The 13,613-nt window shown below is 70.5% G+C and carries 13 protein-coding genes and 1 tRNA gene; 8 read left to right on the top strand and 6 right to left on the bottom strand.

Translation table 11 applies throughout. The features are described from left to right. Window positions 1-68: 68 nt before the first annotated feature. From J5V16_RS19005 to J5V16_RS25600, 5 genes are all read right to left on the bottom strand, one after another. A complete protein-coding gene (locus tag J5V16_RS19005) occupies window positions 69-875 on the bottom strand; it encodes an alpha/beta hydrolase (RefSeq protein ID WP_208498524.1) in 807 nt (268 codons plus the stop codon). Between the two features lie 114 nt (window positions 876-989). Continuing rightward, entirely contained in the window at window positions 990-2,198 is a 1,209-nt protein-coding gene (locus J5V16_RS19000; protein ID WP_208498522.1) for an MFS transporter, read from the bottom strand. 119 nt (window positions 2,199-2,317) lie between these two features. Beyond that, window positions 2,318-2,872 carry a hemerythrin domain-containing protein gene (locus tag J5V16_RS18995; RefSeq protein ID WP_208498520.1) on the bottom strand — a complete coding sequence of 185 codons (555 nt, stop codon included), beginning with the start codon at window positions 2,870-2,872 and terminating at the stop codon, window positions 2,318-2,320. Between the two features lie 159 nt (window positions 2,873-3,031). Further along, window positions 3,032-3,105 (bottom strand) — tRNA-Gly (locus J5V16_RS18990). Between the two features lie 43 nt (window positions 3,106-3,148). After that, on the bottom strand, window positions 3,149-3,817 hold the full coding sequence (locus tag J5V16_RS25600; RefSeq protein ID WP_208498518.1) for a ThuA domain-containing protein: 669 nt from the start codon (window positions 3,815-3,817) through the stop codon (window positions 3,149-3,151). A 331-nt stretch (window positions 3,818-4,148) separates the two neighbouring features. Here J5V16_RS25600 and tig point away from each other — a divergent pair, with 331 nt between their 5' ends. From tig to J5V16_RS18945, 8 genes are all read left to right on the top strand, one after another. Continuing rightward, window positions 4,149-5,543, top strand: a complete 1,395-nt coding sequence (gene tig, locus J5V16_RS18980) for a trigger factor (RefSeq protein ID WP_208498516.1) — start codon at window positions 4,149-4,151, stop codon at window positions 5,541-5,543. A 221-nt stretch (window positions 5,544-5,764) separates the two neighbouring features. After that, the gene (locus J5V16_RS18975) at window positions 5,765-7,009 is read left to right on the top strand and encodes a hypothetical protein (RefSeq protein WP_208498507.1); all 1,245 of its coding nucleotides are present in this window, start codon (window positions 5,765-5,767) and stop codon (window positions 7,007-7,009) included. After that, on the top strand, window positions 7,006-8,376 hold the full coding sequence (locus J5V16_RS18970; protein WP_208498497.1) for an ABC transporter substrate-binding protein: 1,371 nt from the start codon (window positions 7,006-7,008) through the stop codon (window positions 8,374-8,376). The genes J5V16_RS18975 and J5V16_RS18970 overlap by 4 nt, the downstream gene beginning before the upstream one ends. Window position 8,377: 1 nt before the next feature. After that, on the top strand, window positions 8,378-9,247 hold the full coding sequence (locus J5V16_RS18965; protein ID WP_208498495.1) for a branched-chain amino acid ABC transporter permease: 870 nt from the start codon (window positions 8,378-8,380) through the stop codon (window positions 9,245-9,247). A gap of 32 nt (window positions 9,248-9,279) precedes the next feature. Further along, window positions 9,280-10,341 carry a branched-chain amino acid ABC transporter permease gene (locus J5V16_RS18960; RefSeq protein WP_208498493.1) on the top strand — a complete coding sequence of 354 codons (1,062 nt, stop codon included), beginning with the start codon at window positions 9,280-9,282 and terminating at the stop codon, window positions 10,339-10,341. Beyond that, entirely contained in the window at window positions 10,338-11,174 is an 837-nt protein-coding gene (locus J5V16_RS18955) for an ABC transporter ATP-binding protein (protein WP_208498491.1), read from the top strand. The genes J5V16_RS18960 and J5V16_RS18955 overlap by 4 nt, the downstream gene beginning before the upstream one ends. Then, window positions 11,161-11,868, top strand: coding sequence for an ABC transporter ATP-binding protein (locus tag J5V16_RS18950; protein WP_208498489.1), 708 nt, complete (start codon window positions 11,161-11,163; stop codon window positions 11,866-11,868). Before J5V16_RS18955 ends, J5V16_RS18950 begins: the two co-directional genes overlap by 14 nt. A gap of 34 nt (window positions 11,869-11,902) precedes the next feature. Beyond that, window positions 11,903-12,733, top strand: coding sequence for an NmrA family NAD(P)-binding protein (locus J5V16_RS18945; protein ID WP_208498486.1), 831 nt, complete (start codon window positions 11,903-11,905; stop codon window positions 12,731-12,733). 4 nt (window positions 12,734-12,737) lie between these two features. Here the strand turns inward: J5V16_RS18945 and J5V16_RS18940 are convergent, their stop codons facing one another. Then, window positions 12,738-13,193, bottom strand: coding sequence for a GNAT family N-acetyltransferase (locus J5V16_RS18940; protein WP_243901462.1), 456 nt, complete (start codon window positions 13,191-13,193; stop codon window positions 12,738-12,740). Window positions 13,194-13,613: the final 420 nt, after the last annotated feature.

Raw genomic sequence — 13,613 nt, 5'->3', positions numbered from 1 at the left:
GACAGAGGGCCGGTCGATCCGCTTGCGGATCGACCGGCCCTCTGTCCTCCCGCCATGCCGGCGCGGGTTCACTTGTCACGGTCACCGAGGTCGGCGACCTCGCGGACGGCGTCGGCGACGGCTTTGAAGTCCTTCTTGAGGATCCAGTCGTGGTTGGAGGCGACCTTCGCGAAGACCTCGATGTTCGGGTTGCGCTCGACGACCTCGCCCATCGCGGCGCGGATCTGCTCCTGCTCGTCGCCCTTGCTGCCCAGGGAGGCACCGGAGGCGAGCACGTACCGGGTCGGGACGGTGATCGCGTCGAGCACCGGGCCGAGGTTGGCCTTGCGGGAGATCTTGCCCAGCTCGATGTTGCAATCGGCCTGCTGCGAAGCGCTCAGCTTCGGCGTGAGGCCGGTCGGGCGCAGGATCGTGGTGATCGGGGCGAGGCGCTTGAAGAGCTTGCGGATGCGGACCTCCATGGCGTCGTCGAGCCAGTCGTGCGGCTCGGCGCCATCGACCGGGACCGCGCCGATGCACCGCTCGGGGTTGCGGCTGGCCCAGGTCGCGGCCAGGAACGCGCCGTAGGACCAGCCGACGATGAGGACCTTGCCGGTGACGCCACGCGCTTCGAGGACCGCGTCGATGTCCCTCATGCAGGCCTCGAACGAGTAGTCGGCGGACTTGAGGGACTTCTTGCCGCGGGCGCGCTCGTCGAAGTTGATGTGGCGGAAGCCGTCGCCGAGCGCTTCGACGACGTTCTTCCAGTACCCGATCGTCGCGAACTGGCCGTTGCAGTAGATCACCGGGACGCCGTCGCCGCCGGTGTCGGTGACATAGAGCGCGGTGTCTTCGACGGGAACCATGCCGGACCAGGCGGTTTCGAGAGCGTTCATCGTTCGTGTCCTTCGCTGCGAGGCTTTCGGTTTCGCGGGGGCTCCCGCTGTGCCTCTAGATTGCGCGCCGGACCTGTCGCCGCCCTGTCATGACACTGACGCCGCGACTGCCGCTCAGACGGCGGCCTTCTCCGGGGCCTTGCGCGCCGGATCGTAGACGGGGACCCACTTCGCGAGCCAGGCCGCGCCGAACCAGGTGATCGCCCCGAGCGCGATCGCGGCCGCGCCCAGCGGGAGCATGAGCGAGAGGAGGCTGATGAGGCCCGGCCCGGCGACGCCGCCGAGGTCGCCGCACAGCCGCCACCCGCCGAGGAACTGCCGGCGGCCCTCGTCGGGGGCGACGTCCGCCCCCAGCGTGAGCACGATGCCCGACGAGATCCCGTTCCCCAGACCCATGAAGCACGCCACGAGCCCGATCGCGACCGCCGTCCCCGACAACGGCAGCAGCAGGAACCCCGCGCCCATGACGAGCATCGCCGGCAGCGCCACCCACATGCGCCCGAACCGGTCCATGATCGCCCCGCCCGGATAGAACAGCAGCATGTCCACCCCCGCAGCGATACCGAAGATGAGACTCGTGGCCGTCGCGTCCAGCCCCTGATGCTCCGCCCACAACGGGATGATCGCCTGCCGCGAGGCGCGCGCGATCATGATGAGCAGGACCCCGACCCCGAGCGTCCCCAGCACCTTCCGGTGCTCGGCCAGCACCGACCACATGCGCCGCCGCTCCGGTACCGCCGCCGACCGCGCCGCCGGCAGCTCAGGAAGCGCGAGACTGAGCAGACCGCCCGCGAGACTCGTCGCGGCCGCGAACCCGTACGTCGCCCCGAACGAATACTGCTCGATGAGGAACGCGCCCACGAACGGGCCGATGAACCCGCCGATCCGGAACGTCCCGCCGAGCGTCGACATCGCGCGCGCCCGGAACGCGAGCGCCACCGCCTCCGACAAGTACGCGTGCCGGGCGAGCCCGAACACCGCCGCCGACATCCCGATCGCGAACACCATCGCCGCCAGCACCGCGAGCGACCCCGTGCGCGAGGCCGTGACCAACGCGGCGGCCTCGACCACGCACGCGGCCAGCAGGACCCGCTTCTCACCGAACCGCTGCGCGAGCGCTCCCGCCGGGAGGTCGCCCACCAGCTGCCCGAACCCGATGAGCCCCACGATGATCGCGGCCTGCGTCACCGACGCGCCCAGATCGAGCGCCGAGAGCGCCACCAGCGGCATGACCGCGCCCATCCCGACCGAGATGAGGATCGTCGGCCCGTAGATCGGCACCGCCAACCGTCGCAGCGGCACGGAGGGAGCGGGCGGGGACACGCCCCGGAACGTATCAAGCGGTCACGACGGACACTCGCGTCACGGCGGCGCCCTGTGACGCGTTCGGGCACGGCGGAACCCGCCGCTGTCGTCGAGAGCAGCGGCGGGTCCGGTCAGGGTCACGCCGCCTTGGCCTTGAGCTTCTTGGCGAGCTCGGCCTTGCCCATGCTGGAGGCGCCCGCCAGGCCGACGTTGTGCGCCTGCCACTGCAGCTCCTCCTTGGTGGCCTCGCCGGGCCGCTCGCCGAGGTGCGCGGCGCGGCTCGCGGCGAAGGCTTCGCCGAGTTCCATGCGCCGCTGCTCGTCGAGGTGCTCCTGCATGTGGGGGAGCACGGTCGTCTCCTCTTCTTCGACGTGGTGCCTGACGGCCTCTTCGAGTTGGTCGAGGAGTTCGACGTACTTGGCCGACTCGGGGTCGGCCGCGACGAGCTTCGCGAGCATCTGCTCGGCCTTGGTGTGCTCCTCCTGGCTGTGCGCGACCTCTTCGGTGTCGCCGCCCTCGTCCTTCGCGGCCGGGTAGACCTCCGACTCCTCGGCTCGGCTGTGGGCGATGAGCAGGGCCGAGAGCACCGGCGTGCCGAGGGCGCGCGTATCCGGGAAGTTCTTCAACTTGTCGAACAGGCGTTCGACTTCACGGTGGTCCTGCATGATCAGATCTACGACATCGCCGCTCATCGGCTGCCTCCTCGCGTCGGGCGCCTCCGCGAGGCGCACCCGAGCGGATTACCCGCCCGGCCGCGATTTCATGCGCCCGGGTTTCATGCGCCCCGCCCGCCCCACCGCCCCCGGGTACGCGAAGAGCCCCCGGCCGACCGGCCGGGGGCTCTCGATGCTTGGAGCGGGTGACGGGAATCGAACCCGCGCAATCAGTTTGGAAGACTGAGACTCTACCATTGAGCTACACCCGCACTGGCCCGCCGAAGCGGACGCAGACGAGTGTAGCGCATCGGTTCAACGGGACGGCAGGACACTTATCAGGCCGCCCTTGAGGTGGGCGAGGAACTGCGGGTCCTCGTAGGCCTCGTCGGCGTGGCCCAGCGCCGTGTAGAAGCACCGCCCGGCCTCGAGCCGCCGGTGCCAGGCGAGCGGGTGCGGCGCGCCCATCGCGAGGTCGGCCGTGTCGTACGAGTCCTCGTCGGCCTCCAGCAGCACCTCCACGCCCTTCGGCCGTTCGTCGAAGCTGTACCACTCGTCGGTCCACGCCCACCGGCGCGGCAGGTGCTCGGTCGCCGGGTGGCCCTGGTCGACGACGTCGATCTGCCCGGGCGTGCACCCCGGCGGGTGTCCGATGAACCGCGCGCCCACGAGCTCGCGGAAGAACGGCCACGAGCGCTCCGCGGTCGAGGCCGCGTGCACCCCGCACCATCCGCCGCCGCCGGTCACGAAGTCGGCCAGCGCCGCCCGCTCGAGCTCGTCGAGCACGTCCCCGGACGGCGACACCCAGACGGTCGCGGCGAACCGGGCGAGGTCGAGCGGGTTGAACACCGCCGCGTCCTCGGTGTGCTCGACCTCCAGGCCCAGGGCGGCGGCGAGGCGCTCGACGGCGGCGACCCCCGCGGGGATCGAATCGTGCCGGAAGCCGGTCGTCTTCGTGAAGACGAGGATCGCGGGTGGGACCACGGCGTTCACTCCTGTTCGGGGTGGGGCGTCGCTCTCCGGCGCGGGGCGCGAGGGCGCCCGATTCGCCTTGAGAACGATTGCACGGCGTAGTCTAGGCGATCTCGGCCCTGCCGGCGCGTGCCGCGTCCCGTCCCTCCCCGGTCCCCGCAACCGGTGACGGGCGGCGATATCGACCACACCCGCCGGGGCCGCGACGGTGCGGCGGCCTAGACTCGATCGGAGCGGGGGTCGATGCTGCGCTGCCGGCGGACCGATGCGGCCACGGCACCCTCCGCTCCGACGCAAGTCAATGCCGCAGGGCAATTGAGCGAAATGATCTAGGAGTACGTCTGTGAAGAGCACTGTCGAGACCCTGAGCCCGACCAGGGTGCGGCTGTCGGTCGAGGTGCCGTTCGAGGAACTGGCGCCGTTCATCAACGAGGCGTACAAGACGGTCGGGCAGCAGGTCCGCGTCCCCGGGTTCCGTCCCGGCAAGGCGCCCCGCCAGGTCATCGACCAGCGCATCGGCCGCGAGTCGGTCTACGCGCAGGCGATGGACCCGGCCGTGCAGGCGAACCTCAACAAGGCCGTCACCGAGAACGACGTGAACGCGCTCGGCCGCCCCGAGCTGACCGAGGTCAAGCCCATCGAAGAGGGCAAGCCCTTCGAGTTCGTGGTCGAGACCGACGTGACCCCCGCGTTCGAACTCCCCGACTTCGCCTCGCTGAAGGTCACCGTCGAGGCCGAGGGCGTCTCCGAGGAGGACGTGGACAAGGACCTCGAGTCCCAGCGCCTGCGCTTCTCCTCCCTCAAGACCGTCGAGCGCGCCGCGGCCGAGGGCGACTTCGTCGTCATCGACCTGCGCGCCACCCAGAACGGCGAAGAGGTCGAGGGCGGCTCCGTCACCGGCATGAGCCACGAGGTCGGCTCGGGCAACCTGCTCGACGGCCTCGACGAGGCGCTGATCGGCATGGCCGCGGGCGACGAGAAGACCATCCAGTCCACCCTCGCGGGTGAGCAGGAGGGCGAGACCGCCGACGTCGAAGTCAAGGTCACCCAGGTCAAGGAGCGCGAGCTCCCCGAGCTCGACGACGACTTCGCCGAGATGGCCAGCCAGTTCGACACCCTCGCCGAGCTGCGCGACGCCACCCGCGAGCGCCTGGAGAACCAGGCCCGCACCGGCAAGGCCAACGAGGCCCGCCAGAAGACCCTCGAGGCGCTGGTCGAAGCCGTCGAGCTGCCCGTGCCCGAGAAGGTCGTGGCCGAGGACGTCGAGCACGAGATCATGCACATGAAGGGCGGCCACGACGGCGAGACCGCCGAGGCGATCGCGCAGTTCGAGCAGTACCTCGAGATGATGGGCAAGTCCGAGGACGAGTTCAAGGCCGAGATGATCGCCGACTCCGAGGCGCGCCTGCGCCAGTCGATCATCCTGGGCAAGATCGCGCGCGACCGCGAGCTCGAGGTCTCCGGCGAGCTCATGACCGCCGAGGTCGTGCGCCAGGCGCAGCAGCGCGGCGTGCCGCAGGACCAGTTCCAGAAGTTCGTCGACGAGCTCCGCACGAACGGCGGCCTGCAGCAGATCGCGGCGTCGCTGCGGCAGCAGCTGGCCCTCGAAGAGGTCGTCAAGGAGGCCACGATCGTGGACGCCTCCGGCGCCGAGCTGACCGAGGAGGACCTCTTCCCGGGCCGCAAGGCCGCCGAGGCCGAGGCCGAGGAGACTGAAGAGGAGAAGACCGAGGAGTAGATCCTCGCACGGTTTTCCCAAGGGGCCCGACGCATCCGCGTCGGGCCCCTTTCGCTGTGCCGGGATGGGAGCGCTTTGCCCCGGCTGCTCCCGAAATTTTTGCTACTCACGGGTAGAGACGGCCGTCACTTTGACCTATGGTGTGTATCTAAACCCATCAATGCTCAACCCGCCCTGACGCGGACCGCGGTCCGCGACGACACCGTCTCGGGAGTGCCCCAATGACCCCCCGACACCGTTCCCAGCGTTCGATGCCGCCCCTGTTCGCCACCGCCGCAATGGCACTCGCCGTCCTCGCCTGGCCCGCCCCCGCCGCCGCCCAGGACCCCGCCGCGGGGGAGGACCTCCAGTTCGACTACGGCGTGGACGGCGTCTCCTGGTACTGGAGCCGCCAGATCGACGAGACCCTCGAGCTCGGCTCGGTCTCCCAGCAGGTCGAATGGCCCAACCCGCAGTCCGCGACGACCATGCCCGTCGCCGTCGAGCTCGGCGAGAACACCAAGATCGCCGCCCTCTCCTTCAACCTCGCCGAACGCGGCGTCACCGAGGGCTCCACGATCACCGACTTCAAGCTCACCGTCGCCGAAGGCGACGACGCGGGCGACTCGCCCACCTTCAACCCCACCGGCAAGCTCGTCCAGGCCTGCCCGATCACCGAGGCCTGGACCACCGGCGAGGCCGAGATGTGGGACGTGCAGCCCCCGGTCGGCGACGGCTGCGTCGTCGGCGAACGGGCCGAACCGGACCCGGCCGAGGTCGCCGACGCCGAAGCGCTCATCGCCGCCACCCAGGAGGCGATCGAGAGCGGCGGCCAGCCCGAGGCCCCCGCCGTGGAGGTCCCGCTCCCCACGTGGACGTTCGACCTCACCGCGCTCGCGAAGGACTGGGGCCAGGACCCGTTCGCGAACTACGGGGTCATGTTCATGCCCGTCATGGACGGGGCCACCCCGGTCGACACGTGGCAGGTGAACCTCAAACTGCCGCTGCGCGACGACACCCAGACCCCGGTGAACGAGTACGACGCCACCGCCTACCGGCTCAGCGCGTCCTTCGCGTTCACGCCCGGCGAGACCCCCGACGACGGCGCGAGCGACCCGGACACCGGCACGTCCGGCGGCTCCGGCGGCTCGGGCGGGAGCAGCGGCGGCTCGGGCGGAGGCGGCGGCTCCGGCGGGGGCGCGGGCGACGACGCGGCCGCGGCAGAGGAGGCCGCCTCGGGCGAGGAGCTGGCCCCGGCCGCGTACGAGCCGATCGAGCCCAAGGCCCCCTGGTACGTGTGGACGCTCATCCCGGCCGCGATCGCCGCCGCGTACGTCCTGCACTCCGTGCTCGGCGCCTCGGGCGCCGCGGCCGGTGGCGGCGGCGCGATCGACCGCATCCGCGCCCACAACCTCGACAAGCGCGGCTGGGCGCTCCCGATCCCCGCCGGCCTGTGGCAGAAGCTCACCCGCGGGGGCCGCTCATGAGGCTTCGCACCACACTGGCGCTCCTGGCGGGCGCGCTCCTCGTCCTCCCCGCGTGCGGCCAGTTCGACGGCGTCCACGACGACTTCCTCGCCCAGGGCGGCGAGAACCCCGGCCTCGGCGGCGGCGACGGCACCAGCGCCGACGACGCCAGCTCGGGCGCCGACGGCACCGACGCCTCCGGCGACGGCGGCGGCAGCGGCGGCGACAACACGGGCGACGGCGGCGGGGGAGGCGGCGGCGGCAACGACAACGGGAACGCCGGCAACGGCGACACCACCGGCGTCACCGCCGACACCATCACCATCGGCATCCACGCGCCCCTCACCGGCGCCGCCCCGCTCAAACAGGCGTCCTTCGAGACCGGCAAGGACCTGTACTGGCAGTACGGCAACGGCGGCAAGCCCGTCGTGATCCACGGCCGCACCGTCGAAACCGTCTTCGCCGACGACCAGTACCGGCCCTCCACCGCCCGCCAGGTCTGCCAGACCATGGCCGAAGAGCAGCAGGCGTTCGCGCTCATCGGCGCCGGCGGCACCGACCAGATCCAGGCCTGCGCCCAGTACGCCGCGAGCGAAGACGTCCCCTATCTCTCCACCGGCGTCACCGAGACCGGCATGGGCTCCCTCGACACCTACTTCGCGGCCTCGATGACCTACAAGCAGCAGACGCCGATGCTCACCGACTACATCAAGAACGAACTCGGCGTCACCGACGCGTCCAAAGTGGCCGCCGTCGTCACTAACACCCCCAACTTCGACGACGCCGTCGAAGGCTTCACCGGCGCGTTCGACGGCGTCGACGTCTTCCGCCCCGACAAGAACGAACGCGGCTCCTCCGCCGCCGGCAACCTCTGCACCGGCACCGCCAAGAACTACGACGTCGTCTTCGTCCTCACCAGCCCCACCTTCTACCTGGAGATGGCCGCCGCCTCCGGCTGCCGCCCCCAGTTCGTCGGCGTCGGCGTCAGCATGGGCCTCGACCAGGTCGCCTCCACCGGCTGCAGCGCCGCCGGCTCCACCGAAGGCGCCCGCTTCTTCAACCCCACCCCCGCGTTCGCCGACGCCGGCGAATACGACCCCGACTTCCTCGCCGCCGTCGACGCCGCCGGCATCGAAGCCGACGACGTCACCTGGATGATGTGGGGACAGTCCAAAGTGCTCCATCAGATGCTCGAGAAAGCCGGCGAGGCCCTCGACCGCGGCGCGTTCATGGACGCCGTCGCCGGCCAGAAATTCTCCACCGGCGTCTTCCCCGACCTCAACTACGCGGGCGGCCCCTTCGGCGCCACACAAGTGAGCGTCCTCCGCAACGTCTGCGACGGCGGCGGCCACTACGAAACCGACCACGCCTTCGTGAACGGCTTCTGAGATGGGCGCCTTCCTCGCACTGGGCCTCTTCCAAGGCGCGGTCTACGGCCTCCTCGCCGTCGGCATCGTCCTGGTCTACAAGGCCAAACGCGTCTTCAACTTCGCCCAAGGCGAATTCGGCGGCGTCGCCGCCTTCACCGCGTACGCCATCGTCGTCGGCACCGGCCTGCCCTACTGGGCCGGCGTCCTCGGCGGCCTCGCCGCCGCCGTCGCCACGGGCCTCATCGTCGAACGCGCCATCGTCCGGCCCCTCGAGTCCTCCTCCCGCACGATCATGCTCGTCGCGCTGGTCGGGGTCGCGCTCTTCACGATCGCGATCATCGTCCTCGTCGGCCAGCCGATTCCGCGCGTCATGCCGCCCCTCGTCGACGGCGGCGGCGTCAACATCCTCGGCGCGGGCATCCTCCCGCAGCAGCTCATCCTCATGGCCGTCCTCGCCGTGCTCGCCGCCGCCATGGCCTGGTTCTTCAAGACCGACCTCGGCCTCGCCGTCCTCGCGTCCTCACAGGACACCCGCGCCGCCCAGGTCGTCGGCATCAGCCCCATCGCCGTCTCCCGGCTCGTGTGGGGCATGGCCGCGCTCCTCGGCGGCATCGCCGGACTCCTCTACGCGCCCGTCGGGATCTTCACGCCCGGCTTCATGACCCTCACCATGCTCGTGCCCGCCTTCGCCGCCGCCGTACTCGGCGGCATGACCAGCCTCCCCGGCGCGTTCATCGGCGGCCTCGCCATCGGCGTCGTCCAAAACCTCGGCATCTACTACCTGGGCCAGCAACTCAAAGTCCCCGGAGCGGCCGAGCTCGGCGTCTTCGCCCTCCTCATGCTCGTACTCCTCATCAGACCCCAAGGCCTCCTGGGCGGTGCCAATTGATCGCTCGCAAGCTTCGCGATCGGGAGGCATGAATGGCAACCGCGACCATGGTCCTGACCCGCGTGAAAGTCCAACGCCGCTTCGGCCTCGCCCTCCGCGTCACCGCAGTGATCGCCCTCCTCGCCCTCGCCGCACTACCGCTCCTCCTCGGCGGCGACGTATGGGCGCAGCGCATCAGCCGCGCCGCGATCTACGCCGTCATCGGCCTCTCCATCAACACCCTCACCGGCCACGCCGGCCAGATCTCCCTCGGCCACCAGGCCTTCGTCGGCATCGGCGCCTTCGCCGCCGCCTTCACGGCCTCCCGCCTCGGCGCCCCGCTCGGCTTCGGCCTCGCCGCCGCAGCCGCCGCCGGCGCCCTCACCGCCGCCGTCATCGGCCTCGTCGCCCTCCGCGTCACCGGCCTCTACCTCGCCCTCGTCACCCTCGCCTTCGGCCTCACCGCCGAAACCACCATCTTCAACTGGCGCGAATTCACCGGCGGCGGCGCCGGCGCCCTCGCCCCCCGGCCCACCCTCCTCGCCTCCGACCACGCCTTCGCACTCCTCTGCCTCGGCGTCCTCGCCCTCGTCCTCTACCTCGACTGGCGACTCGTCTCCACCAAGACCGGCCGCGCCCTCACCGCCCTGCGCAACAACGAACGCATCGCCGCCACCCTCGGCGTCAACACCACCGGCTACAAACTCGCCGCCTTCAGCCTCTCCGGCCTCATCGCCGGCCTCGCCGGCGGCCTCTTCGCCCACTGGAACCAGATCGTCCAAGCCATGGACTTCGAATTCCAAGTCGCCCTCGTCTGGGTCCTCATGACCGTCGTCGGCGGCCTCCGCTCCCGCCTCGGCGTCATCCTCGCCTCCGCCCTCTTCGCCCTCCTACCCCTCACCCTCCCCAACTTCCTCTCCAGCCTCCCCTGGCAGCCCCCCTTCCTCAACGAAGCCGTCTACCACGTCCTCCCGCCCTTCATCGTCGTCGTCATGCTCCTCATCGTGCTGCGCTGCTTCCCCGGCGGCTTCGGCCAACTCCTCAGACCCGCCACCCGCTGGCTCAGCACCGGCAGCGCCCGCACACCTCGCACCGGGACCGGAGGCCGCACATGAAACGCCGCCACATGCTCAAAGTCGACCGCCTGATGCTCCGCTTCGGCGGCCTCCAAGTCCTCGACGGCCTCTCCCTCACCGTCCGCGAAGGCCAGATCGTCGGCCTCATCGGACCCAACGGCGCCGGCAAGACCTCCTGCTTCAACTGCCTCACCGGCATCTACCAGCCCCAAAGCGGCACCGTCCACTTCGACGGCCGCGACGTCTCACACCTGCCCACCCACCGCCGCGCCCGCCTCGGCATGGCCCGCACCTGGCAGAACCTCGGCGTCATCGACACCCTCACCGTCACCGAGAACGTCATGCTCGCCGGGCACCAACGCACCGGCTACGCCGCACTCGCCGGCATGCTCGGCCTCCCCGGCACCTGGCACCGCGAACGCGAACTCCAACGCGACGCCGCCGAGATCATCGAATACTTCGGACTCGACGCCGTCGCCCACGAACGCACCGGCGAACTCCCCTACGGCATCAGGAAAACCTGCGACATGGCCATGGCCCTCGCCACCGACCCCAAAATGCTCCTCCTCGACGAACCCGCCTCCGGCCTCAGCCCCGAAGAAGCCCTCGGCCTCGCCACCACCCTCCGCGAACTCCGCGACCGCCTCAAACTCACCATCCTCATGATCGAACACCACGTCCCCCTCGTCGCCGAAGCCTGCGACCACGTCTACGTCCTCAACTTCGGCCAACTCCTCACCGAAGGCCCACCCGCCGACATCCAACGACACCCCGAAGTCATCGCCGCCTACCTCGGCGGCACCGCCGCCGAGACCCCCGAACCACCCGAATGGCCGCTCAAACCCGAAGGAGCCGACCATGGCACTGCTTGAGGTCCAAGGCCTCCGCGCCGGATACGGCCCCGTACCCGTCCTCCACGGCGTCGACCTCGCCATCGACGAAGGCTCCAACGCCGTCCTCCTCGGCCTCAACGGCGCCGGCAAGAGCACCACCCTCATGACCCTCGCCGGACTCCTCCCCGCCACCGGCGGCACCATCCACTACGACGGCCAACCCCTCACCGGCACTCCCCGCGCCCGCGTCAGAGCCGGCATCGTCCTCGTCCCCGAAGGCCGCCACGTCTTCCCCGCCCTCACCGTCAAACAGAACCTCCGCCTAGGCGCCTGGACCATCCGCCGCGACACCCGCCGCGTCCGCTCCAACCTGCAGGAGGTCTACCAGATCTTCCCCCGCCTCGAAGAACGCGCCGACCAGACCGCCGGCACCCTCTCCGGCGGCGAACAGCAGATGCTCGCCATCGGACGCGGCATGATGAGCTCCCCCCGCCTCCTCCTCATCGACGAAGCCTCACTCGGCCTCTCACCCAAACTCACCGAACAGGTCTTCGCCGCCGTCAAACTCATCAACGAACGCGGCACCACCGTCCTCATGGTCGAACAGAACGCCGGCGTCCTCGCCCAAGCCGACACCGCCTTCGTCATGCAGCAAGGCCGCGTCACCATCACCGGCACCGGCAGCCAGACCCTCGAAGACGACGTCGTCCGCGCCGCCTACTTCGGCACCTGAACCCACTGCGCCACAAGCAGTTAGGATCGATCCCATGTACCTCGTCACGGGAGCGACCGGCAACATCGGCGGCGCCGTCACCGCCGCCCTCACCGCCCAAGGCCTACCCGTCCGCGCCCTCGTCCGCGACCCCCACCGCGCCCACCTCCCCACAGGCGCCACCCCCGCCGTCGCCGACCTCAACGACCCCGACACCCTCACCCCCTGGCTCGACGGCGTCGAAGCCGCATTCATGCTCCCCGGCTACCCCGACATGCCCACCCTCTACGCCCGCCTCCGCGACGCCGGCGTCACACACGCCGTCCAACTCTCCGGCAGCTCCGCCGGCACCGGCGACACCACCAACGCCGTCACCGCCATGATGATCGACTCCGAAACCGCCGCCCGCGAATCCGGCCTCACATGGACCGTGCTGCGCCCCAGCGCATTCATGTCCAACACTCTCCGCTGGCTCCCCGACCTCCGCACCGGCGACGTCGTACGCGCCCCCTGGGGCGACATCGCGCTGGCCTGCATCGACGCCGAGGACATCGCCGCCGTCGCGGTCGAGGCGATGCGCGACGACGCCCACGCGGGCGCTGTCCACCGCCTCACCGGCCCGCGCGCGCTGCTCCCCGCCGAGCAGCTGGCGATCATCGGCCGCGTCCTGGGCCGCCCGCTCCGCTTCGAGGGCCTGACCTTGGAGGAGACCCGCGCGCAGCTCGAGGCGACGATGCCCGAGAAGTACATGCACGCCTTCTGGGACTTCTACGTCGAAGGCTCCCTCGACGAATCGGAAGTGCTCCCCACCGTCGAGAACCTCCTGGGCCGCCCTCCGCGAACCTTCGAGCAGTGGGCCGAGGCCCACGCCGCCGACTTCCGCTGATTGCCTACAGCTCGGCCTGCAGGACCTTCGGCGACGCCGCGAATCCGTTGCGGCAGTAAACCGGGATCGCGCGGGTGGTGGACTGCACGGTCACCTTCGGCAGCCCCAGCGCCCGCGCCTCCTCGAGCACGGCCGCGATGAGCCGACTGCCGAGGCCGCCGGACCGCTCCTCGGGCACCAGGTAGACGGACTGGAGATCCCCGCTCGCGCGGACGAACCGGCCCGGAGTCGGCACTCGCGCGACCACCGCCAACCAGGCCATCCCGATCACGGTCCCGTTGCGGCACACCACGACGCACCGGTGCGACTCGGTATGCGCCCGTGCCCAAGCGGCGAACTCCTTCGCAAAGTCCTCCCGGTCCCCGACGGGCGCCGCCCCGGTCTCCACCTCCCACTGCCAACGCAACCGGGCCACGGCCGGGTACTCCTCGGGTCGGGCCGGGTGAATCTCGATGTCCATGCCGCCCATGCTCTCCCGAGGCCCCCGGTACGTCAAACACCGTCCCACACCCCGATCCAGCCCGAGGAGACCCGATGCGTGTGCCATCCTCGACTTCTTGGGCAGCCGGGCAGCGACAACGAGGTCCCATTGTGCTTGGGCCGGTCCTCGGCTCCCGGGCTGGATTGGATTGCGGTTCAGGCGGGCAGCGACAACGAGGTCCCATTGCCCTTGGGCCGGTCCTCGGCTCTCCGGGTTGCAGTGGGTTGCGGTTCGATCGGGCAGCGACAGGAGGGTGTGAGGCGGGGCCGGACTCCGGCCCCGGGCATGCCGAGGGGCCCGAACCCATGCGGGATCGGGCTTGCGCTGCATGGTCTTGCTGTGCGGCGCTTTCCCCCAGCGGTCGCCCACTGGGGCAGCCTAAGACCGGCACTGGCGTGG

It is taken from the genome of Glycomyces niveus (assembly GCF_017592475.1).
Classification (GTDB): Bacteria; Actinomycetota; Actinomycetes; order Mycobacteriales; family Micromonosporaceae; genus Glycomyces; species Glycomyces niveus.
This window is presented reverse-complemented; position numbering and strand designations above follow the sequence as displayed.

Excerpts from the sequence above, each read along its gene's own strand:
- J5V16_RS19005 (WP_208498524.1), bottom strand. The coding sequence starts at position 875 with ATGAACGCTCTCGAAACCGCCTGGTCCGGCATGGTTCCCGTCGAAGAC.
- J5V16_RS18995 (WP_208498520.1), bottom strand. The coding sequence starts at position 2,872 with ATGAGCGGCGATGTCGTAGATCTGATCATGCAGGACCACCGTGAAGTC.
- J5V16_RS18975 (WP_208498507.1), top strand. The coding sequence starts at position 5,765 with ATGACCCCCCGACACCGTTCCCAGCGTTCGATGCCGCCCCTGTTCGCC.
- J5V16_RS18970 (WP_208498497.1), top strand. The coding sequence starts at position 7,006 with ATGAGGCTTCGCACCACACTGGCGCTCCTGGCGGGCGCGCTCCTCGTC.
- J5V16_RS18965 (WP_208498495.1), top strand. The coding sequence starts at position 8,378 with ATGGGCGCCTTCCTCGCACTGGGCCTCTTCCAAGGCGCGGTCTACGGC.
- J5V16_RS18960 (WP_208498493.1), top strand. The coding sequence starts at position 9,280 with ATGGCAACCGCGACCATGGTCCTGACCCGCGTGAAAGTCCAACGCCGC.
- J5V16_RS18955 (WP_208498491.1), top strand. The coding sequence starts at position 10,338 with ATGAAACGCCGCCACATGCTCAAAGTCGACCGCCTGATGCTCCGCTTC.
- J5V16_RS18950 (WP_208498489.1), top strand. The coding sequence starts at position 11,161 with ATGGCACTGCTTGAGGTCCAAGGCCTCCGCGCCGGATACGGCCCCGTA.
- J5V16_RS18945 (WP_208498486.1), top strand. The coding sequence starts at position 11,903 with ATGTACCTCGTCACGGGAGCGACCGGCAACATCGGCGGCGCCGTCACC.
- J5V16_RS18940 (WP_243901462.1), bottom strand. The coding sequence starts at position 13,193 with ATGGACATCGAGATTCACCCGGCCCGACCCGAGGAGTACCCGGCCGTG.